At 37.3% G+C, this 23,040-nt stretch carries 22 protein-coding genes; 4 read left to right on the forward strand and 18 right to left on the reverse strand.

The annotated features are described in order from the left end of the window. Positions 1–4 precede the first annotated feature (4 nt). Positions 5–406, reverse strand: a complete 402-nt coding sequence (locus T498_RS0102415; RefSeq protein ID WP_028234554.1) for an ATP-binding protein — start codon at positions 404–406, stop codon at positions 5–7. Between the two features lie 165 nt (positions 407–571). Next, positions 572–1,123, reverse strand: a complete 552-nt coding sequence (locus T498_RS0102420) for a DJ-1 family glyoxalase III (RefSeq protein ID WP_028234555.1) — start codon at positions 1,121–1,123, stop codon at positions 572–574. Between the two features lie 153 nt (positions 1,124–1,276). Between T498_RS0102420 and T498_RS16065 the strand changes: the two genes are divergently transcribed. Continuing rightward, entirely contained in the window at positions 1,277–2,770 is a 1,494-nt protein-coding gene (locus T498_RS16065) for a GGDEF domain-containing protein (RefSeq protein ID WP_028234556.1), read from the forward strand. Between the two features lie 49 nt (positions 2,771–2,819). Here T498_RS16065 and T498_RS0102430 read toward each other — a convergent pair whose 3' ends face one another. From T498_RS0102430 to T498_RS0102450, 5 genes are all read right to left on the reverse strand, one after another. Continuing rightward, on the reverse strand, positions 2,820–3,182 hold the full coding sequence (locus T498_RS0102430; RefSeq protein ID WP_028234557.1) for a hypothetical protein: 363 nt from the start codon (positions 3,180–3,182) through the stop codon (positions 2,820–2,822). 127 nt (positions 3,183–3,309) lie between these two features. Next, positions 3,310–4,233 (reverse strand): SufB/SufD family protein, encoded by a 924-nt coding sequence (locus tag T498_RS0102435; RefSeq protein ID WP_028234558.1) that lies wholly within the window; start codon positions 4,231–4,233, stop codon positions 3,310–3,312. After that, positions 4,233–4,973, reverse strand: a complete 741-nt coding sequence (locus T498_RS0102440) for an ABC transporter ATP-binding protein (RefSeq protein WP_028234559.1) — start codon at positions 4,971–4,973, stop codon at positions 4,233–4,235. Before T498_RS0102440 ends, T498_RS0102435 begins: the two co-directional genes overlap by 1 nt. A 578-nt stretch (positions 4,974–5,551) precedes the next feature. Continuing rightward, the gene (locus T498_RS0102445; RefSeq protein WP_028234560.1) at positions 5,552–5,965 is read right to left on the reverse strand and encodes a hypothetical protein; all 414 of its coding nucleotides are present in this window, start codon (positions 5,963–5,965) and stop codon (positions 5,552–5,554) included. Positions 5,966–6,719: 754 nt separating this feature from the next. Continuing rightward, the gene (locus tag T498_RS0102450) at positions 6,720–7,181 is read right to left on the reverse strand and encodes an RpiB/LacA/LacB family sugar-phosphate isomerase (protein WP_028234561.1); all 462 of its coding nucleotides are present in this window, start codon (positions 7,179–7,181) and stop codon (positions 6,720–6,722) included. A gap of 118 nt (positions 7,182–7,299) precedes the next feature. Between T498_RS0102450 and T498_RS0102455 the strand changes: the two genes are divergently transcribed. Further along, the gene (locus tag T498_RS0102455) at positions 7,300–8,070 is read left to right on the forward strand and encodes a histidinol-phosphatase (protein ID WP_028234562.1); all 771 of its coding nucleotides are present in this window, start codon (positions 7,300–7,302) and stop codon (positions 8,068–8,070) included. 69 nt (positions 8,071–8,139) lie between these two features. On the opposite strand, the gene rbr is transcribed toward T498_RS0102455, so the two are convergent. The 5 genes from rbr to ybaK form a co-directional block, all read right to left on the reverse strand. Continuing rightward, on the reverse strand, positions 8,140–8,682 hold the full coding sequence (rbr, locus tag T498_RS0102460) for a rubrerythrin (protein ID WP_028234563.1): 543 nt from the start codon (positions 8,680–8,682) through the stop codon (positions 8,140–8,142). 72 nt (positions 8,683–8,754) lie between these two features. Further along, the gene (locus T498_RS14600) at positions 8,755–10,704 is read right to left on the reverse strand and encodes an ATP-dependent helicase (protein WP_081779659.1); all 1,950 of its coding nucleotides are present in this window, start codon (positions 10,702–10,704) and stop codon (positions 8,755–8,757) included. Positions 10,705–10,729: 25 nt separating this feature from the next. After that, positions 10,730–11,608: a hypothetical protein gene (locus tag T498_RS16070; protein WP_051524543.1), complete on the reverse strand. Its 879-nt coding sequence runs from the start codon at positions 11,606–11,608 to the stop codon at positions 10,730–10,732. Between the two features lie 82 nt (positions 11,609–11,690). Next, positions 11,691–11,867, reverse strand: a complete 177-nt coding sequence (locus T498_RS16665; protein ID WP_155951003.1) for a hypothetical protein — start codon at positions 11,865–11,867, stop codon at positions 11,691–11,693. Positions 11,868–11,940: 73 nt separating this feature from the next. Further along, a complete protein-coding gene (ybaK, locus tag T498_RS0102480; RefSeq protein WP_028234564.1) occupies positions 11,941–12,414 on the reverse strand; it encodes a Cys-tRNA(Pro) deacylase in 474 nt (157 codons plus the stop codon). Between the two features lie 185 nt (positions 12,415–12,599). On the opposite strand from ybaK, the gene T498_RS0102485 reads away from it, so the two are divergent. Then, a complete protein-coding gene (locus T498_RS0102485; RefSeq protein WP_028234565.1) occupies positions 12,600–13,751 on the forward strand; it encodes an acyltransferase family protein in 1,152 nt (383 codons plus the stop codon). A 49-nt stretch (positions 13,752–13,800) separates the two neighbouring features. Here T498_RS0102485 and T498_RS0102490 read toward each other — a convergent pair whose 3' ends face one another. From T498_RS0102490 to T498_RS14610, 3 genes are read right to left on the reverse strand one after another with little or no spacing between them, the layout of a single operon-like run. Next, positions 13,801–14,430: a lactate utilization protein gene (locus T498_RS0102490; protein WP_028234566.1), complete on the reverse strand. Its 630-nt coding sequence runs from the start codon at positions 14,428–14,430 to the stop codon at positions 13,801–13,803. Positions 14,431–14,442: 12 nt separating this feature from the next. Then, positions 14,443–15,336 carry a hypothetical protein gene (locus T498_RS0102495; RefSeq protein ID WP_028234567.1) on the reverse strand — a complete coding sequence of 298 codons (894 nt, stop codon included), beginning with the start codon at positions 15,334–15,336 and terminating at the stop codon, positions 14,443–14,445. Then, positions 15,302–16,702, reverse strand: a complete 1,401-nt coding sequence (locus T498_RS14610; protein WP_051524544.1) for an MATE family efflux transporter — start codon at positions 16,700–16,702, stop codon at positions 15,302–15,304. Before T498_RS14610 ends, T498_RS0102495 begins: the two co-directional genes overlap by 35 nt. A gap of 110 nt (positions 16,703–16,812) precedes the next feature. Here T498_RS14610 and T498_RS0102505 point away from each other — a divergent pair, with 110 nt between their 5' ends. Beyond that, on the forward strand, positions 16,813–17,658 hold the full coding sequence (locus T498_RS0102505; protein WP_028234568.1) for an AraC family transcriptional regulator: 846 nt from the start codon (positions 16,813–16,815) through the stop codon (positions 17,656–17,658). Positions 17,659–17,662: 4 nt separating this feature from the next. Here the strand turns inward: T498_RS0102505 and T498_RS0102510 are convergent, their stop codons facing one another. The 3 genes from T498_RS0102510 to T498_RS0102520 all read right to left on the reverse strand — a co-directional run bounded on the left by T498_RS0102510 (position 17,663) and on the right by T498_RS0102520 (position 23,028). Continuing rightward, entirely contained in the window at positions 17,663–18,835 is a 1,173-nt protein-coding gene (locus T498_RS0102510; protein ID WP_028234569.1) for an NAD(P)-dependent malic enzyme, read from the reverse strand. 22 nt (positions 18,836–18,857) lie between these two features. Beyond that, complete coding sequence (gene fumC, locus T498_RS0102515) at positions 18,858–20,222, reverse strand: class II fumarate hydratase (protein ID WP_028234570.1); 1,365 nt, start codon at positions 20,220–20,222, stop codon at positions 18,858–18,860. A 142-nt stretch (positions 20,223–20,364) separates the two neighbouring features. Next, positions 20,365–23,028, reverse strand: a complete 2,664-nt coding sequence (locus tag T498_RS0102520) for a hypothetical protein (protein WP_028234571.1) — start codon at positions 23,026–23,028, stop codon at positions 20,365–20,367. Positions 23,029–23,040 lie beyond the last annotated feature (12 nt).

The following is a 23,040-nucleotide window of genomic DNA, read 5'->3' on the forward strand; positions in this document are numbered from 1 at the left end:
CCCCCTAGAAAAACTTAATCATCGTAAGAATATTCTTGTTATCTTTATATTCATACTCAACGATATCCATGGTCTTTTTCATCATGAATATACCCAGTCCACCTATCTGTCTCTCATCAGCAGATAGAGTTATGTCTGGGTCAGGGCGGTCTAATGGATTATACTTAATGCCTTCATCCATAAATACAAACCTTATAGCTGAAGCTTTACTGTCTACTTCCAGGCTAACCATCCCCGCTTTTTCTTTGTAGGCATAATTTGCAATATTGACAAAAATCTCTTCAATTACGATACAAAGCTTAGTAACGTTTTCTTCTGGGAATCCAATAGCCTTTAGCTTTTCCTCAACAAAATCCAATACCGTATACAAATTATCTAATTTTGCTTCTACCTCTAATTTGTCCATATTATCAATTTACCTCCTATTTAATCGTAACATAGTTTGTAAAGCCAAAATCTGAACTTTCTGTTAAAAGTCTTTGTCTTTTAATACACAAAAACCAAAAAGAGAGTCTCTTTGACTGAGACTCTCTTAATATTAAGGGCAATATAGTGTTTCACTGATATATCTTTAAATGCTAAAAACTATTGATTTTGCAAGCTTATCAGCTACATCTGTTCCCTTGAATGTCTTTACAATTTCAAGTGCAAATGGGATTGCTGTTCCCATACCACGGCTAGTGATTACATTGCCGTCATGACAGACTGAATCTGTTGAAAAATCTGCTCCAATCAAATCATTTTCCATTCCAGGATAACAAGTTGCTTTCTTTCCCTTTAGGATGCCAGCTCTACCAAACACTGTAGGCGCTGCGCAGATAGCAGCAATATCCTTACCTGAAGCAAAAAATCCATGTACCTGATCCATAAGTGGCTCACACTTTTCCAGATTTAAAGTGCCTGGCATACCACCTGGCAATACAAGCATATCTACACTTTCAAAATCTGTGGTTTCAATCAATTTATCACAGTGAGTTGTGATTCCATGGGCACCAGTAACATTCTTATTTCCTGTGATAGATATCATTTGTATTTCTATTTCTGCTCTTCTTAAAATATCAACTACTGTAAGGGCCTCAATTTCTTCATGTCCCTCAGCCATAAATATTAAAACCTTGCTCATTTTATACCTCCCATTTTCCTTAAATCGTTAGATTTATAATACCACAATGCCTATATTATGTGCAGAGCATATTGTTAACACATATTGTTCACAGCAAATTCTTATGTAGATGTTATAATCCTTTAAATATGTTAACTAGCTAGAGGTTCTTGTATGTTTGCAATTAATCAAACCCCATTGAATTATAACGATTTTCTTCTGCAAAATCGTAAATATATAAATTCCTGCGTACTTCGCATAATAGCACTATGTATTTTTACAGGTCCCGCCATTGCCGCTGGAATCTATTTTGGTGTATTTAAAAGCACCTCTTATATTGCTTGCATTAATATTTCAGTTGCAATGATTCTTTTATTCATTCTTTGCACATACCTCTATAAAAAACAGCCTTATTCTATTGTTTCTTCCATGGTCGGTATTACAGCAATGAATTTTTTGCTTGTCTACATGACCATCGAACATATTAATATTAGTATTACCTGGTATCTGATGCCTCTGCTTAGTATGTTGCTATTAGATACTAAAATCTACTTGCACTCTTTGGGTGTTAATTATGTAATGAGTCTTTTGGCGCTCTATTTGACCTCATCAGGTGATGAGAGTTTTGCCACTATTTTGGGTGGAAGAACCATCGAGACTATTATCATGGGTATCGTTGGTCTTGAAATTGGGCGACTTATCGCCTTTTATTACAAATCATTAATAAGTGAAAAAGAAAATGTTTCCAACACAGAAGCCCAAATGCAAAAGCAGTTTACTTTGCTTGAATCTATGACTGATTTATATGATAAAGTAAATTTTCTCGACTTTGAAAATATGACGGAAGAATCTCTACAAGGTGAACAACGTGCCAGCTTCCAATTAGATTTCAATAAAAGCAATCACTCTACTATGGTCGACAATTTATCAAAACAGGTTTCACCGGTATATCTAAAGCGCTTTTTGGAGTTTACCGATTTGTGCACAATTCAAAAACGACTAAAAGACAAGAATATTATTTATATTGAATTTACCAATAAGACTCATGAATGGTATCGTGCTCAATATATCAATGTAGATGTTAATGAAGACAATCTTCCTCAGAAAGTAATTTTTACCGTTCTAAATATCGACGAAGAAAAGAAAAAAGAAGATCAACTGCTGCAGCTAGCTTTAACTGATGAACTGACCCATCTATATAACAGAAGATGCTACGAAGAAGACATTGCTGAACTTAATAAACGAGCTCTTCCTATGAATGTTGGAATTTTTTCTGTTGACGTCAATGGATTAAAAATTGCCAATGATACCCTAGGCCATTATGCAGGTGATGAATTAATTAACGGTGCAGCAAAGTGTATTCTTTCCGCTATCGGTGACCACGGAAAGGTCTATCGCACTGGCGGCGATGAGTTTATTGCTATCGTATTTACGTATGACTTCCCAGCTATCGAGCAATCATTGATTTCAAATATGCTGGGTTGGCATGGACAGTATATCCGTGAACTCACACTATCGTATGGATATGCAACTATTGCAGAGTTTCCAGATGCATCCATTTATGACCTTGCAAAAATAGCAGATAGAAATATGTATATTAATAAAGAAAATTTCTATAAAGAACGAGGCATAGACAGAAACAAATTATATGGAAATTTTGGTAAATAAAAAAGATTCAGCGATTTTATAGGTCACTGAATCTTTTATTTTGGGTTAATTAAGCGTAAACATCAAAACTGCTTCCCGCTGTGCTATAGCTAGCGCCAACTCCATTCATACTGTAACCAGTATTACCCGAATTGAACTTAACAGCTATATTATTAAAGTCACTGGAGACTTGAATAGTCTTTTTCTGTCGTTCAAGTGGATCAACCACCATAGATGAATCGCTGTCATCTTCTTTAATTGTCGCGTTAGGGTATTGGACCGGTGTTGCGCCATTAACGCTACCGGCTTTCTTCGTCGACTCAGTGTTATATACATCTGAGAAATCTGAGTCGTTTTCCACAGCATAATTCATCGGCTGAACACTACTAATTGAACCATATGAACTTAATCCGCCAATAGGTGCAATAGCCATAAAAAATCCCTCCATAGCTGACTAGTTTAATAGTATCATCTTTGGAGGGAGTAAAACCAAAATACACAAATAATAGATATTAAATTCTTAGTTTAGACACAAAGAAACAGCCAAATCATTTCGTGAATTATCTTAAGAAACCTGCTACAATCTGCTCCTCTGCCTCTTCTTCTGTAAGACCAAGTGACATAAGCTTAATAAGCTGATCTCCGGCAATCTTTCCAATAGCTGCCTCATGGATAAGTGCAGCATCTACATTTTTAGCATCAAGACGTGGGATTGCTACTACATGAGCATTTCCCATGATGATTGCGTCGCAAGCTGCGTGTCCGTTACATGCCACATTACCTTCAATGGCAACCTCAAAAATCTGCTCTGATTCATCCTTTGCAACTGAACGAGACACAACATCTGTGCTAGAGCCTTCGCCGTTAAGTATCACCTTGTAATCAGATGTAGCCTTCTGCTGTCCGTGAGTCATAAGTGCCTCATGGATAAGAAGTGTTGCGCCTTCTGCAAGCTCTGCATAGTTGGTACGAACTGTGGAATCAACGCCCTTAATCTGTACCATCTCCATCTCAACGTGGCTACCTTCTTCCTGATAAACATTTGTTACAGGATTAAGAATACGTGAGCCCTTGCCATCGCCTTCGCCGTAATGCTTCTCGACGTATCTAACCTTTGCATTCTTTCCTACATGGAAAGTGTGAATACCATCGTGCTGAGAATCCTGATCTCCGCAGTTGGAAATACCGCATCCCGCTACGATAGTAACATCTGCATCCTCTCCAACATAAAAATCATTGTAAACCATATCCTTAAGTCCACTCTCTGTAAGAACTACAGGAATGTGTACGCTCTCGCCCTTTGTACCTGGCTTGATGATGATATCGATACCTGGCTTATCTTCCTTTGTAACGATGTCGATATTGGCTGTGGTGTTGCGGCCAGCACTGGCACCATTTGAACGAATATTATATGCGCCCTGAGGAATGCCATCTAAATCTGCAACCTCATGAAGAATATTCTTTTGAATAGCATCAAGTTCCATTACTGGTCACCTCCTAATCTTTCGCATGCAATATTGGCAGCTGCAGATGTACCCAGTAACTCTGGAAGAATTTCATCCTTAGGTCCCTGCTTCTTAACCTTGCCGTTTTCAATAACTACGATTTCATCAGCGATATTTAGGATGCGCTCCTGATGTGAAATAACGATAATTGTACCGTTAACTGTTTTACGCATATTTTCAAATACTTTGATAAGGTTCTGGAAGCTCCAAAGATCAATACCTGCCTCTGGCTCATCAAAAATTGAAAGCTTTGTACCACGTGCAAGCACTGTTGCAATCTCGATACGCTTAAGCTCTCCACCTGAGAGAGAACCATTAACCTCACGCTCTACATAATCCTTCGCACAAAGACCAACTCTTGATAAATACTCGCATGCTGCTGCAACAGAAATCTGCTTGCCAGCTGCAAGTCTAAGTAAATCGATTACTCTGATACCCTTAAAGTGAACTGGTGCCTGGAATGCAAAACTAATTCCCATTTTTGCACGCTCAGTGATGTTTTTATCTGAGATATCCACACCATCAAGAATAATCTGTCCACTTGTCAACTGATTGACTCCCATAATAAGCTTTGCAAGTGTAGACTTACCGCCACCGTTTGGACCGGTGATGACGATAAACTTGCCATCTTCTACTGTAAGGTCGAGACCATCAATGATTTCTTTTGTTGTATCATTTTCATCATCAACCTTGTATGATAGATTTTTAATCTCTAACATAACCATACTCCTATTCTATGTGTTGCACTCCCTAACGCCATGCCAGTGGCAGTTAGGGAAGACTAAATTGATTCCATAATTCAGCTATATTATATTAACATTATTTTCTTAAATTCATAGCATTTATTTGTAAACAAAAGGGCTACTGAGAAACATTCTCAGTAGCCCTTTTGTGAGTCCTTGGTATTTTGATATCAATTCTTTCTTCTGATTTCAAAAGGTTCCTGCTGTCACACTTGATTGAAGTATCACTTTCGCCCCTTTTTCAAAAGTGATACCGATTTTTCTTAGAATCAGCCTGAATTTTACATTTTCTAGTATCACTTTTAGTCGTATTTTAAAAGTGATACTGAATTTCCCTCTTCTAAGCACAGATTCAGGGCTTTTTAAGTATCACTTTTATATATAGGCCAAAAGTGATACCTGATTTCTGCCAACATGCGTCATTTCCCCTGTTTTCTAGTATCACTTTAGATTTATCGAAAAAAGTGATACTTGAAAATCTGATTGTCTGCAAATAACAAAGGCTACCGAGATTTTCTCAGTAGCCTTTATATATCTTGCTTAACTAATGTTTTCTATTCATTTGATCTCATATTAGATTCAATTATCATAAAAATATATATGCTAAATAGAACTATCAAAATACGTGGATATACATATACTATTTCGAATACATCATCTCCATGAATGAACATTAATAAAGCAATTCCTATAATTGTGCTTGACACAAATGACAGCAAAAGAAACATTAATATGTTTGATGAAGAGTATGTCTTATGTACATTTTTGGTGATTAAATAATATATACCGCCTAGTACAATACTACTGATTATCCCATGAAAAACTATGAAATCAACTATAACCTCTACAATACTGAAAAATATTAAATCCAATAATTCTAAGCCCACCATATAAAATCCCCAAATCAATATACTTGTAACTATCGAATATAATATGGGATTGTTATTGGTGATATCTGACTTGTTCATCGTAATAATATCCTCCTTGTTGCTTAGATGTATTTTCTACAGAATATGCATAAACATCAGAATCTCTCTATATATGCTGACAACTTATCTTTTACCTTCCCCAGATTCCATTAGTGCTGCCATAATCTATCTTCTCACAAAATATTTGCGCCACACACAGATGGTGTTCATTCTACCATTAATGTAGTACTAATTAAATAGTTTAAATTTTTTTCATTTTTAATTCTTATGCGAATAAAAATAAATAAACTATATCTCCCCTTAAGTAAAACATTTTCTTTGCATCCATTCTTTAGAGGTTGTACCGTTCCTTACTTAACTATGCAGCATTTTTTTGCCTTCTGCATTTTATCAACTTTATCTCATTAAAATAACAAGTCTATTGCAAAGGCCTTCCCGTATTTACTGCCAAAAGGCTTCTAGCAAAATTGAAGTATCACTTTCGCCCCTTTTTCAAAAGTGATACCAATTTTTCTTAGAAACGGCATGGATTTTACATTTTCTAGTATCACTTTTAGTCGTATTTTAAAAGTGATACTGATTTTCCCTCTTCTAAGTCCAAATTCAAGGCTTTTTAAGTATCACTTTTATATATAGGCAAAAAGTGATACTTCATTTCCCCAAACACGCGTCATTTCCCCTGTTTTCTATTATCACTTTTACATATGGACCAAAAGTGATACTTCATGTTCAATGTAACAGTGCAGAAAGCAAAATAAAAAAAGCTACCAGGGATTCCCGGTAGCCAATTTTTTTATTTAACTGGTACACAATGCTTGTCGTTGATGTCGCATACCTTCTGTACACGTCTTCTGTATTTTTCCTCCATGAGAGGATCTGTGTTAAGCCATGTCTTAACAACTTCCATTGCCATAAGGCCGCCAATGATTTTAGCGCCTAAGCATAAGATGTTGGAATCTGTGTGCTGTCTAGCAAGTGTTGCGCAAAGTGGATCCTGACAAACTGCTGCGTAGCATCCGTTGATTTTGTTAGCAATAAGTGCACTACCGTAGCCAACGCCATCGCAAAAGATTCCTCTGTCGCATTCGCCCTTTGCTACAGCAAGAGCTGCTGGATAAACGAAATCTGATAAGTCGCAGCTGTTGTCATCATATGTTCCGAAATCCTCTACTTCATAGCCTTCGCTTAAAAGATATGCCTTAATTTCTTCCTTCATTTGAGTTCCTGCATGATCATTTGCCATTGCAATCTTCATAATGAGTTACCCCCTACTCGTATTCTCTTGCAATGATTATAACAAAATACTAGTAAAAATGCTCCTAGCCTTTTAATTAAAATTTGTGCTATCATTGAGACAATTTGGAGGATATATTATGCTAGCAAATTATCATTCACATACAGTCAGATGCAATCATGCTTCTGGCACTGAAAGAGAGTACATTGAGCAGGCCATCAAGCAGGGATTTAAGATTCTTGGATTTTCCGATCATGTTCCCCAGCCATACCCTACTGATTATGTTTCTCATATCAGAATGCAGATATCAGAAATTGAGAACTATACATCTACTTTGGTAAAACTTAGGGAAGAATATAAGGATGATATACAGATTCTTATCGGTTATGAAGCTGAATACTTTCCTAAGTACTTTGACAAGATGCTAAAGCACATCCGTCAATTTCCCCTTGATTACATTATCCAGGGACAGCATTTCATCCCTGATGAAATCGAAGGCTTTTATGCTGGCGCCATGACAGAAGATGAGCAGCATCTCATTGACTACGCTGCACTTACCATCGAAGGAATGCAGACAGGATATTTTTCATACCTTGCACATCCAGATTTGATTAATTATGTTGGAGATGATGATGTATTCCAGATGCACATGCGCCCTGTAATTCAGACAGCTATTGATATGAATATTCCACTGGAAGTAAATATGCTAGGCTTTGCTACAGGCAGAAACTATCCTTGTGACAGATTCTATTCGATGGCTTCACAGATGGGAGCAAAGTTCGTAATTGGTTGCGACGCTCACGCTCCATTAAGCATCACACAGCCTGAAAATATTCCAGGCTTTACTGATTTTCTACAAAAGCACAACATCACATATGGTGATAACGTAATAGAGCTAAGACCTGTATAGGCCTTAGCTCTTTGTATTTTATAATGACACTCACAGCCATTTAAAATTTGCCTTCGGCAAAGGCTGCTATTAGTAATTCTCTGCTCTAACTTCGAAGTATGCTTGAGGATGATTACATACTGGGCAAACTTCTGGAGCTTCTGTTCCTACAACAATGTGTCCACAGTTGCGGCATTCCCACATTGTCACGCCACTCTTTTTGAATACTTCCATTGCTTCGATGTTATGAAGAAGCTTACGGTATCTCTCCTCGTGTTCCTTTTCAATGGCACCTACACCTCTGAACTGCTCAGCAAGCTCATGGAAGCCTTCTTCATCTGCTTCCTTTGCCATTCTGTCATACATATCAGTCCATTCAGCATTTTCGCCTTCTGCTGCATGAAGCAGATTTGCTGGTGTATCACCAAGCTCACCCACTGCCTTGAACCAAAGCTTTGCATGCTCTTTTTCGTTATCAGCTGTCTTTAAGAAGAATGCAGCTACCTGCTCATAGCCAGCTTTCTTAGCAACTGAAGCAAAATATGTGTACTTATTTCTAGCCATTGATTCGCCAGCAAACGCTTCCCAAAGATTCTTTTCTGTTTTAGTACCTGCGTACTTGTTCTCACCCATAATAACCCTCCTTTTACATTACCAATAGTAATTAACTACATAATAACATATAACGAGTATTATTTCTGTAAATTATTTACCACTCTTCTTCATTCTTTGCAGATATGATGTTGCCTGAGAGGCTGAATAGGTGTGGACTGGTTTGGATTCTACTATGTCTTCATCGATTGGCTTGCTGTTGCTAAGCTCTTTGATAAATGCTGATGGGCGGTCTTTATACTTGAATATAGTAAGCTTGTCCTTTGCTCTTGTCATTCCAACATAAAAGATTCTGCGTTCTTCTTCAAAATCTTTTTTCTCCTGGGCTGTCGCTTTAGTATGCTGCCTTAAGACCTTGTTAGGGAATACGCCATTTAGCACATCCATCAGGATTACCGAATCATACTCAAGGCCCTTGCTAGAATGGATTGTGGATAGAATAAATTTTGTGCTGGTTGTATTTTCCTTTTCCATTAATATCATTCTAAGATCTGATAATCTATTTAGAAATCCAGGGATATCCTTTTCCTGCTTTGCCAGCTGTTTTAGGATGAAGATTTTATTGGTGTCGATATTGTTGGCACCAAGGTAATCTCCGTAGCCCATAAAATTCTCAATACGGTTGATGGCTTTATACGGATTCTCGTTTGCCATGTTTTTAAAATGGGTTCTTAAGGAACGACAATTGCCAAGAACATGGGGATTCATTCCCACTTCCTCTGCTGCATCAAGGATTCCGCTGTGATTAATCTCAGCAAGATTACACATTTCAATAGCATCTGTCTTCTTAATGTAAGCCTGAAATTTAAAATAAATCTTCATGAAGATTTCCGCGTCCATTGGCACAAATGCAAACTTTAGCATGTTCATAATGTCCAAAACCACTCGATTGCTAAAGAATGTCAAATCAGCACTCTTTATGTTGTATGGCACATTATTTCTCTCTAGCAAATCTACTAGCGGGAGGACACTTTCGCTGTCTCTGTAGAGCACGGCCGTTTTGGTAAGCGGATTCTCTGCCACCTTCATAAGATAGCTGTACTGAGCCTCCCTTGGGATGGTCACTAGATTGATTTCACTAGCACTTTGCTTGGTGGCACAGATATGCTTTGGGTGGCGTTCCTTATTGTGTTGAATAAAGATATCTGCTGCCTCAACTATTTTGGCATTGGAACGATAATTCTTATCCATGATAAGGACTTTTGCCCCAGTATGCTCTTTCTCGAAATTCAATAAAGCATCTGGATAAGCTGCTCTAAATCCGTAAATGCTTTGATCCTCATCTCCAACCATGAAAAGATTTCCAGCTGCCCCTGCCAATAGTGAGATAATCATATGCTGAATCTTTGATGTATCCTGAGCCTCATCCACGCAGATATATTTGTAGACTTCCTGAAAATGTTTGAGGGTCACCGGAGAGCCTTTTAAAATCTTGTAGGCATATATCATCTGATCATCATAATCCATCATGCTCTGACTCTTCAGCTGATTGTTATATAATTCGTATATACGATATAAATCTAAATCATTATCTTTTCCAAGCTTCTTTATTTCATCGGCAGATAGATACATATTTTTGCAATATGTAATAAGAGTACGAAGTCCCTTTATATCGCTTTCTGTAGGATAATCCTTTTCAACATTTAAATATATGTTGGTAAGCAGTTGGCCTGTGTATTTTTCATCACTGCACAGTTCAAAGGATGTCTTTCCTATCATCCTGCCATAATAAGCGATTATCTTGGCACAGATTCCGTTGATGGTTCTAAACTCTAATCTATCGGAAAGCTCCTCTCCAAAAATATGATTAAATCTAGCTGCCATATCCTTTGTGGCCGCTACCGTATATGTAAGTGTCAAAATGTTTTCCGGAACAATCCCCTTGCAATAAATCATGTAACCTAATCGATTTACCAATACGGTAGTCTTACCGCTTCCCGGCACAGCAAGAAGCAGCACAGGCCCCTCGACGGTCTGTACTGCTTCTAATTGTTGCGGATTGAGCTGCAATGTATATCTATCTAAAAATTCTTTTTCTGTCATATTATTACTTTCTAATATTTATCTTTTAGAAGTCCTCAAGATCTTCTATATCCTCTACTTCATCGTAAGTTCTCTTTGGCTTGCGAGCAGGTCTTTCCATTCTTTCTGCCCTTTCCACGCGCTGTGAACGAGTTGCTCTTTTATGCTTTGGTCTTCTACTATTGAAGTATTTTTCTGTTACAAAATGTGTAATGAAGATTGCAACAACAATATATAAGTGGCAGAAGAATATGTTTGTAATTACACCATTATGCTTTAAAAGATAAGATGTTGAATATCCTCTAAGGCAAAGAATACCAAGGAATGTCAGACCAATCAGCATGATTGGAATATTCTTAATTGCATTTCTCACACACTCAATAAAATCCTTGAAGCTGGCATCAAAATATACAAATCGTCCTATCATCAAAGTGAGGAAATATGCAATAAACATATCATAATTGTTATCTTCATAAATAAATTTGATATAGCAGAAGATAATAATCATATAAAGCATTCCTGTTAGTCTGATAGATGCCATTTCGCTTTTATCAAGCCGCTTCAGCTTCACCAACACATGGTCTAAAAAAGAATTTAACATTATAGAAATGATCATAAATATCAGCAACAGGTAATCGCTATACTCTTCCCAGAAATTGTAGAATGGACCACTTGTCACAAATCTGTTGATAAGATAATAAGCTGCCATAAAGCCGATGATACTTCCGCCTGAAAAAATCAGCTCATAAAATCTTTCTGTTAAGGAAAAGAATTCATGCTGAATCTTTAGTTCACCATCAAAAACTTTTTTCGAATAATTATAAAAAATTACATAGACTACAATTAGAAGAACCATTGTAAGTAACATAAACAATATACAATCTGGCATTGTGAAATAATGCTGTATATATTCTGCGTAAGACATTTTTCTCCCTCCAGTCAAAAAAATATGAGGCAGCTACCTGCCCCATATGATTTTACATTTCATCTTTATAATATGCAAATTGTTAGCCTACACGTCTTAAATCATCTGCAAATCTTATAATCCCTGCTTCCATCTCATCATATTCATCGCCGAAATCATAATCTCCACTCATTATTTCTTTTGCTTCTCTTCTGAGATTTATTAAACTAACAAATTCGATTCCATATAATACCAATGCTGCAAAAACCACGATACCCATTTTTCATACCTCCTATAAACTGTACTTGTTCATTTGATGAGTTAAGTATATAGGATGATATGTCACAGAAGTATCACACCAAATCTGCAGGCTTAATATTCGCTACTTTCTTTAAATCAGCAGGCGCCAGTTCTATCTGAAAACCAACCTTTCCTGCGCTGACAAATACTTTTTCATAAGAATCAGCTGTTTCATGTATAAATGTTGGAAACTGCTTTTTCATTCCAATTGGAGAGCAGCCGCCATGCACGTAACCTGTGAGGCCTAGCAAATCTTTCTGCTTTATCATTGTAATGGATTTTTCTCCTGCAGCCTTTGCTGCCTTCTTCAAATCAAGCTCTTCAACTACAGGAACTACAAATACATAATAGGATCCTGTTTTTCCTTGGGTTACTAAAGTCTTAAACACCTTTTCAGAAGGCTCACCCAAAATATTTGCAATCTCCTCACCAGTCATAGTGGCATCTGGCTCATAAGAATGACTATCATATTTTATCTTTTTCGCATCCAGGACACGCATTACATTTGTCTTATCATTATTCTTCATAGTTTGACACCTCGTTTTATTCGTAGCCATTATACATTAACTGCTCCGTGGTTACAAATTGGTTACCATTTACTGTATATTACTTTATTCCTCACAATTTTTGTATATTGTCGCGGTTGTTTTTTCTACCGCCTAATATGTATAATATTGTATTTGTTGAGAATGATTAAAGGTTGGTATTTAGTATGAATAATAAAAGCTTACGCGCTTCAAATATTGAACTGCTGCGCATTATCGCTATGCTGATGATAATTTGTTATCACATCATTATCCATTGCGTCAATGTCCAGTTAGTTAGCATTGCATCTATCGAAAAAATGCAAAACGGATGGTTCTGCTTTCCATTATTTTATAAGCAGCTTTTAGCTTTAGCTCTTATGATGCCATTTGGCCTGGTAGGAAATGCACTTTTCATCATGATTTCAGGATATTTTCTTGTAGATAGAGAGATTGATATTTTAAAAATATCTAGAAAGCTGTTATCACAATTACTGTTTGCTGCTGTTTTGCTTGTACTTGCTTCTTCAGCTTTCATTTTTAAATCCTCAAATGTTGAAGTTCCTGAAACACTCTTCAGCTATATTAAAATCCAATACTTCAATAAGATGTCCTGGTTTGTAGGATACTATTTCATAATTATGCTTTTAGCATTTTGCTTTTTAAATAATTTCCTGGCCACGCTTGATAGAAAGAAATATCTGGGATTCTTATTCACAATACTTGCTATTTCACAGCTCAGCTGGTCTGGCGCACTTTTAGATGACCTTGCAAGTGGTCTTCGAACAGTAGTTATTGGTATTTATTTTTATGCTTTAGGAGGATACATTAAAAAATACAATCCTTTTGATAGAATTAGAGGCTATGTATTCATTCTTGTGATTGTGCTTACCAATTGCCTAATAGGCATTTCTTACTACAACAATGTAATAGGAAAGATACAGGCTTATTATTACAATCAAACAATTCCAGGTGCTCTTATCACTGATTTTACTCAGTCGATTCCTAGATTTGAAAACTATAGCATTGTAGTTGTAGTCCTTGGAATATGTACATTCGAGTTATTTAGAAGATTACGTCTTCCTAATCTCAAGTTTTTGAACGCTTTGGCCCGTGGAACCTTTATGATATATCTGCTTCACGACAATGGCTTTTCTTACAGCATTTGGGAAACTCAGGATTGGATTACTCTTTTATACAATGATTTCTGGGGATTTATGTCAAAGCTATTTACTTGGGTGCTGGCGATATTTGTATGCGGGCTTATGGCCTATTTTGTATTTTTACTTATAGGAAAGTTACTCAGTAAAGCTAAATGGTTATATTTAAAATCCGAATAAATAAAAAGCTGTTTGTACTGTATTTCACAGTCACAAACAGCTTTATTTTTTAGAATCCTAATGAATCATTTACTAGAATTACGTGTATTCTATCTGCATGTTTTGAATATCTTGTAATCAAAAACTGGCAGCAAATTGTATCTGGTGATTTACAATTCATGCATGAACCTGTTTTAGCACATGGTGTTGATAAACCAAACCTCTGAGCATTGATTGGTGCTGCCACATTTCTTGCACGCTTCATAGCCCCATCCACATCATCACACACCTTGTTCATTCCTACGATTGCAATGACATGCTTTGGTCCCTGTGCTATAGCAGATACTCTGTTGGCATTGCCATCGATATTAATCATTACGCCATCTTCTGTAATTGCATTGGCGCTTGTAAGGAAATAATCGGCATCGTATGCAGCAAGCATAGCTGCTCTTTTATCATCTGTTGCATCTCTGTCGATGAAATTGTAATTGCCCTTTTTCAATGCATCCACAATGCCAATCTCATGAGCCGACATTGCACCACCCATAGTTATTGATGTGTTTTCTGGGATCAATTCCAATGCTATTTTCAATGCTTCTTCTTTATCGCTTGCATAATAGCCTGTCATATTTCTTGATTCAAGTCCTCTGATAACCTTTTGTGCCAGCAATTGGTTACGTTTAGTGATATTTTCGTTCATAAAGACCCCCTTTTAAAATATGTCTAACATACTATCGAGATAGATTTCCTCTCTAACTCCCAGCTGATACTCAGGCTTAGTCATATAATAAAGCAAGAACTCTAAAATTATGGCACTGCCTAAGCTTCTGCCTTCTATTTTATAGTTTGAATATCCGGCTGGCAAATAAATATTTTTTATATCCTCTATACCTATAAAGCCAGGATTATTCATAGCATCTGAAAACCTATAGCCTCTCGCCGCCTGAGGGGAGGCACATATGTGATCTTCGCAATCCTCACCTAAGCTCTTTCTACTAACATTTTCATAACAGGCTTTTCTATCAGTGCACCCGAAGGAGCAACATTCATTGCACAAAAACTCCACCTTATTCTTTTGAGTTTGATTGAGCCCTTCCAGCTTTTGAATGGACTTATTCAACCTAAAGTCAGGAACCACATACTTGAATTCTTCACGATTCAATTCGTTAACCAAATCATCGAAATCTGTAAGAACCTTTGTTGTGGATGATACAAAATAGAAGCCAGGGTAGTTTTCTTTGATGTAGTTTAAAAGCAAATCAGAATATATAATTACTCCATTTTGCACATACCCAGTCTTCTCAAATAATTCGCATATACGGTTACACTTTTTATCAGTTAGATGCTCAGGTCTAATGAGTGAATTACTAAATGTCAGCCTTGCAGATATATGATATTCCTGCAACAGCCTGATTACATCTGTAGCCTGCTCATCTCCAAATCCAACTCTTCCCCCGCCCCATAGGCAATCTGCCGGGGCGCCATATATTGAGCCTATCTCACACCAATCGTAAAAATAATCTCGATGTTTATGATAAATTGGGAGAAACGCCTTATATAAATCGTAAAACTCAAATAGTCCTGGTAGATGATAATATGCTGTCATTTATTCTCCTGTTACTGTTTTTATTTAGAAGAGGATTCAAAGCTATAAATAGCGCTACTATATTTACAAGCAATGCCCCTACCCAAGCGCTAACCTCGGCGTAGGCCGTGGCAGTAAAACCAATTCGTCCAATAAAAATAGATATGGTAAAAATTCTTAGAAACATTTCCAATATTCCAGACATCATTGGAAGCATCTGCTTACCCATGCCTTGCACTGTGGCCCTCACCACAAAAAGTACGTCCACAACTATAAGCATTAATCCACATATTGGCAAATACTGACATGCCAGCTCTATCTGTTTCTTACCTGACAGTAAAAACCCTCCAAGCTGAGCAGGTAGAAATACCATAATTGAGCCTAATAATATATATGAAACGACCGATATCTTCATGCACACATTAAGCCCTTCTTTGATTCTCTCGTATTTTCCTGCTCCATAATTTTGGCTTGTGTATGCTGTCATGGCACTTCCTGCCGTAGCAGCTGGATTCATAAACAGATTGTTATATTTGCCGCAAGCCGCATAGGCTGCTGTATAGACTACACCATAACTATTTACAAATCCCTGAACAACCATGCATCCTACTGCTGTAATAGAGTTCATAATAGCCATAGGTAATCCGTTTCTTAAAAGATCCAGATACACTCCAACTCTATTATGAAAATGTGACTTTTCCAATTTAATTTCAGGTATATCTTTTAAGCGATTAACGCATATTACTACTGAAACTGCTTGTGCCACAAGAGTCGCAAATGCAGCCCCCTCTACACCTGTCTTAATTACCATTATAAGCAATATATCCAATATAAGATTTATAATTGAAGACACAATAATAGCCTTTAATGGTGTCTTGCTATCTCCGAATGCTCTAAGAATTGAGCCTGCAATATTGTAACAGATTCCAACTGAAAGCCCTCCAAATAGCACATAACCATATTTTAAACTATCTCCTATAATAACAGAATCTGTTTTCATAGATTTTAACAGTAATGGCAAAAAGCCTACGCTTAAAATAGTTAAAACGATGGCCAGAATTATTCCTAACACTATTGTGGCCGCCATGCGATGTCTTAAAAGATCTATGTCCTTTGCACCGTAGCTCTGGGCCACAAGCACTGCAAATCCATTGGCAAGGCCAAATGAAAATCCCACTATCAAAAAGAATAAAGACCCCATATTTCCTACTGCTGCCAGAGCATTATCACCTAAGCCCTTACCCACAATAAGCGTATCAACAAAATTATATATCTGCTGTAACATGCTTGTTAAAAGCAATGGCCAATAAAATGCCAGTATTAACTTTGCAGGGCTGCCTTTTGTAAAATCTTTTTGTCCGCTCTTTCTATTTGAATTAACGCTCATATCAATACCTCAATTAATTCTTTCTAAGCAATTGACATTTTACGCCCTGATATTTGGAAATAGAATTTCATATTTGTTGAGTTTTGCCCAAATTTTGTTATCATAACTTTATGGAGAACTTAAATAAAGAATTTATCAAATTTGATACTGTTTCCTCTGTAAGTGTTACTGATGTATCTGTGCCAGGGTCCTACCATGCACATTGGCATAATGCTGCAGAATTTACAGTAGCCCTTAAAGATGGTTGTGTTTATAAGATTAATGACGAAACTTTTGAGTTGATGGCCGGGGATGTGCTCTTGGCTTGGCCTCAACAAATCCATGAGACTATATCAATCCCTTCAAACGGAGCCATGTTTACACAGTTTTCCGCAGTAATAATTGAAAACAATCTTGATTTAGTTGCTATTTCTCGTTTTTTATACAACTTCAAATATATTTCTGTCAAAGAATACCCGGAACTAGCCAGGTATATTGCAGATTCAATTAACGAAATAAAAAAAATACATAGTTCCTCTGATTCCCTTGCTGAAACCAGATGCAAACTATGTATTTACAATATTCTTATTAAAATAGCTGAACAGGTTATTTCTCAAATTAATTATAATTCTAATGATAAATTAGAGTCTGATGCCAGTTGGAAATACATTCAGGCAGCCTGCACCTATATCATCGAAAACTCTTCAGATGATATTAGTCAAAAGGATGTCGCCGACTTTGTTGGCTTAAGTTCATTTTATCTTTCAAAACTTTTCAAAAGATATATGAATATGTCATTTCCTGTGTATCTTTCAAACATCAGAGTTCAGGCAGCTGCAAAGCTTTTAATGGACAAGTCTATCTCAATAACAGATTGTGCATTTCTTGCTGGCTTCCAATCTACTACTGCATTTAATAAAGCTTTCCATGAAATCACTGGTTATTCACCAAGAGATTATAGAAAGCTTTATCAGTAATTTATTAAATTCTTGCAACTCCTGTGCGTCTTGCAGCTTCTGCTGTAGCACTTGCAACAGCATCCTTTACTCTTGGATCAAAGGCCTTTGGAATTACATACTCTGGGCTAAGCTCCTCATCTGATACAAGTCCTGCAATAGCGTAGGCCGCTGCTTCCTTCATAGCGTCGTTGATGTCTGTAGCTCTAACATCTAAAGCACCTCTGAATATACCAGGGAATACTAACACATTGTTAATCTGGTTAGGGAAATCTGAACGTCCTGAACCTACAACTGCTGCACCTGCAGCCTTACTATCCTCAGGCATGATTTCTGGAACAGGATTTGCCATCGCAAATACGATACCATTGTTCATGCTTGCAACCATTTCCTTTGATACAAGTCCAGCACGAGATACTCCAATAAATACATCAGCGTTTTTCATAGCGTCAGCAAGAGTTCCATGCTCATGGTTCTTGTTTGTGATATGTGACATAGCTTCCTGGCCTGAGTTTAATCCCTCATCGCCTTCGCAGATGATACCATTAATATCACAAAGAACAACATTTCCAAATCCCATAGTAACAAGTAGTCTACCGATTGCGCATCCTGCTGCACCTGCACCGTTGATGACGATTTTTACTTCGCCCATCTTCTTTCCTGTTACCTTTAGGGCATTAATCAAAGCTGCTGCAACAACAACTGCTGTACCATGCTGGTCATCATGGAATACAAGTATATCGCACTTTTCTTTTAACTTCTTTTCGACTTCAAAACAACGAGGTGCTGCAATATCTTCCAGATTAATTCCGCCGAAAGATCCTGCCATAAGAGCTATCGTATTTACGATAGTATCAACATCCTTTGAGCGTATGCAAAGGGGAATAGCATCTACATCACCAAACTCTTTGAAAAGAACACACTTGCCCTCCATTACAGGCATTCCCGCCTCTGGACCTATATCACCAAGACCTAAAATAGCTGTTCCATCTGTTACAACAGCTACTGTATTCCAACGGCGTGTAAGCTCCCAGCCCTTTTCTGGATCCTTTTGGATTTCCTTGCAGGCCTCTGCAACTCCTGGTGTATAAGCAAGTGCCAAAGCCTCAGAGCTATCTACTTTTGCTCTGGATTTGATTTCAATCTTTCCTTTTAAATCATAATGAAGTTTTAATGATTCCTTTGATACGTCTGCCATATTTCTCCTCCTTTATTTAGTGCTAAACCATCTTTTCTGGGCGTACTGTCTCGTCATATTCTTTTTCAGTTAAGAATCCAAGCTCAAGCACAGCCTCTTTTAATGTCTTATTTTCCTCGTATGCTTTATGTGCACAACTTGCTGCATTTTCATAGCCAATAACTGGGCTCAGGCAAGTAACAAGCATAAGTGAGTTGAATAGATTGCTTTCCATCTTATCTCTCTTTGCCTTGATTCCAGTAGCACAATTCTTATCAAAAGATATGATTCCATCACTGAGCAAGCGAATAGACTGAACCATATTGTAGGCAAGCACTGGCATAAATACGTTAAGCTCGAAGTTACCCTGAGATGCGCCAATACCAATTGTTGCATCATTGCCCATAACCTGAATAGCAATCATTGTGATTGCCTCGCACTGTGTAGGATTTACTTTTCCAGGCATGATTGAGCTTCCCGGCTCATTCTCTGGAATAGTGATTTCCCCTAATCCACATCTAGGACCATTGGCAAGCCATCTTACATCATTTGCGATTTTCATAAGATTTGCAGCAAGTCCCTTTAAAGCTCCACTTGTGTATACATATCCGTCCTTTGATGTGAGTGCATGGAATTTATTTGAACTTGGCTCAAATCTTTCTCCTGATAGCTCGGAAATCTTCTCACAGCACATCTTATCAAAACCTTCAGGGCAGTTAAGACCTGTGCCTACCGCTGTACCACCAATAGCAACCTTTCTTAGTCTGTCGGAAGCTTCAATAATCTGGGCTTTAGATTCTTCTAGCATAGCTCGCCAACCTGATATTTCCTGGCTAAATCTAAGTGGCACTGCATCCTGAAGATGTGTACGACCGATTTTTATTACATCGTAGTTTTCTTCTTCCAATCTTTTAAATGTAGCAATCAGTTTATCTATGCTAGGGATTAATTTCTCATGAATCATGATAACCGCAGCCATATTCATAGCTGTTGGAAATGTGTCATTAGAAGACTGAGACATATTCACATGATCATTAGGATGAATATTTATATCATTATGATTCGCATTTACGATATGTGCAACAACTTCATTTACGTTCATATTTGATTGTGTACCCGAACCAGTCTGCCATACTTTTAGCGGAAACTCATCTGGATATTTTCCCTGCACGATATCATCGCAGGCTGCTACAATCGCCTGAGCCTTGTTACTATCAAGCTTTCCAAGCTGCTGGTTTGTGCTGGCTGCTGCTGATTTAAGTATCGCAAATGCGTTAATTACTTCCATAGGAATTGTCTCAGTTCCTATACAAAAGTTTTCAAGAGAACGCTGAGTCTGTGCCCCCCAGAAATGTTCGTCTGATACTTTTACTTCGCCCATGGTATCACTTTCAATTCGAAATCCCATATTTTCCTCCATTATTCTCCATTGTTTGACAATTTACAGTCTCTTATCCGTATAATTATACAGCTTATATGACTATTCTGTCATCTTTATTATTTTAGGCTCCCGAAATCATATCCCGGAAGCCTATTTTTATTTTGCCTTTTTATTCAACTCTTTCTATCGTAATACCGCCTACTCCTTTTTCTTCTAGCACATCACGAAGGGCTTTTACATAATCCTCCTTGTGGAACCCCTGATACCAGTCAATGTAAAAATAATTTCCTACTTCTGCAAACTGTATCGATAATCCTTTCTCCTGCATTGCATGGAATGCAGTCATCCTTATACGATTTCCATAATCGCCAGTTCGCATTGTTCCAAGGTAGCTTAATCCAGTACCAGCTTTCATATTCTTACGCTGATCCATAGTAATCTTTCCCAGTGCTCCAAATCTAAATGCTTTAGCGTAGCCTTCGCAAATTGAACGGTATACACCTGCCACCTTTTTGATTCCCTGCTCTGAACTAAATCCCTTTAGATAATTTCTATATTCCACGTTAAGTTCTTCGTCTGTTTTTGAAGTAATATCTTCTACTGCAAAACTATGTGTGTAATGCACCACCTGATGTAGCAAAGAATTATTATTTCCCATAGTTTTTCTTATACTTACCGGCGCCATAATCGAGTATGGCAACGTGTTATCCGGATGAACTTTATATAAAGCCTGAGCCACACATACTACCATTGCAGACATCGGACTACCCTTGACTGACTTTGCATACTTTATGAAATCTTCTGATGGTACACTTATGCAGAAGCCTCTACAATCTGGCTTAGGTACAAAAATGCCTTCCTTTGGATTTTCTGGCGTCTGGAAAATATCCTGACTTCCCATTGCTCCCATAAGAGACTTTGGATCTACTGGGTCAGCCTTTAGATACGCATCTTCATCCTGTCCCTCTACTACGCCATCCTTTTCACAATATACTCCCTCTGGAAGCTTATACTCACAGCCATCTGTCAAACAATAATAGTGATAGAATAAAGTCTCCAACACCTTCATAAATCCAGTGCCATCATAAGGAACGTGGTCCACATAAAGCCATAAGGTATTTCCTAAATAGCACATTGTCACTGTATGGAAATTAGCAGCTGGCGTAGATGGTTCAATAACCTCACCTGTCTCTTCTATCACAAATTCAAGAGGATTTTCTGATAACACCAGGTCGCTTTTTCTAATCACCGTTGCATAGCTCACATATGGGTATATTTTAATTGTTTTATCCCACGCCTTTTTTAGAGAAATGCCATCCACCTTTTCTTTTAAATCAAATCGATATGTCATGAAAAATGGCTTTTCGACAGGATAAACACCTCTTGCGAACATACCTGCTGTAACTGGACGAATCTCCTTCCAGTCTTCTGTTCGTGGATCTCCGTTTATACCAACCATGAACTTGTATGTTCTTTCAAATTGATTATTATTTAATGATGTTACTGTATCCCATCCATTGCACTGACCTGAACATATAAAGGCATCACAATGTGACAGTAAATACAATGCATAAAAATAGTTAACTGTTGTATCTTCCAGCTTTTCTTTATAATCATTTCCAGCATTTTCTTTCTCATAATCAGATATTATTTGGCCAGCTCTTAAGTCTTTTTGCGATATTCTATGCTGAGATAATGCCACCAAATCTTTGCCAAATTCATCTCTCATCTGCTTTAGGATGTCACTATCTTCTGTAGCTAAGAATATTCTTTCATATCCATACTCAGACATCCATTTACGGATTGTAGGAATCATCTGCTCAACTGTCGCCATTTTTCTAGTGCCAGAAAGACCTGTAGCAATATAGTCACTACCGCGTATCAGTACACCAAGAGTCTTTTTTCCATTGAATACTGCCTCATAGTATTCATCCATTTCCTGGCGAAACCTAGGGGCAATAACTGACTTATCCATTACTCCTGGCTGCATCTGATAGAATTTGGTTTTAAGAAACATTACTAAATCTGGAACCGCCAGTGTATTTTCTTCATTTGCGTCCGTGCTCCACATATCCACAGCAAAATATCGCTCTACCATTTCTCGTGGATATTTACCCAATTTGTCCTTATCTGGAGCTGCAAATTTAAGATTAAACGTTGCAAAGGATTCTTTATATCGTTTATATCCAGTAAGTAATGCTCCGATTCCACCAGTATCATTTATTGGTAGTGTCATATATTTAAATTGTGAAAATGACTTACCATTTAATATCCATTGAAGGAAAAATATATTGTGAAATGCATATGTATTGCTAAGTCTATTGAAATTGTTGTCCTCTAAACCGGTTCTAATCTGTTCCTGAATATAAAAACAATCACCTTTATAATCATCTACAGGCAAATCTTTAACTATATGAAGCCTTTGATTTTCATTTATAAACCATAGAATCCTATCATCATTGCACCATATCTCAAGGTCAGTAAAATTCAATACAACCTTACTGATTGTTATGGTATATTCATTTAGTTCCTCAAATATCATATACTTGAGACCTTTAAAATAATCTAAATAAAGGGTATCTTTATCATTTTCATCGTATATATAATATTTAGCCATGTATGGAGGCTTTATGTATGCTGGATAAGCATCTCGTGGTTCTATATCCTCGTCATTATCCCAATAGACAATGTCAAAATCCTCCCCTTTATCATTCTTAACATGATAACGTGCTTTACTTTCAGGCTTATCCTTTAGAGCCTCATGGAATAAGCTATCAGATAAAGTCAATGTTTTTGCCTCTTCCTCCTGCAAAAACTCCTCAATTTTAAACATCCAACATCCTCC

Origin of the sequence: Pseudobutyrivibrio sp. MD2005 (genome assembly GCF_000621865.1) — a bacterium.
In the GTDB taxonomy this organism is placed as follows: Bacteria; Bacillota; Clostridia; order Lachnospirales; family Lachnospiraceae; genus Pseudobutyrivibrio.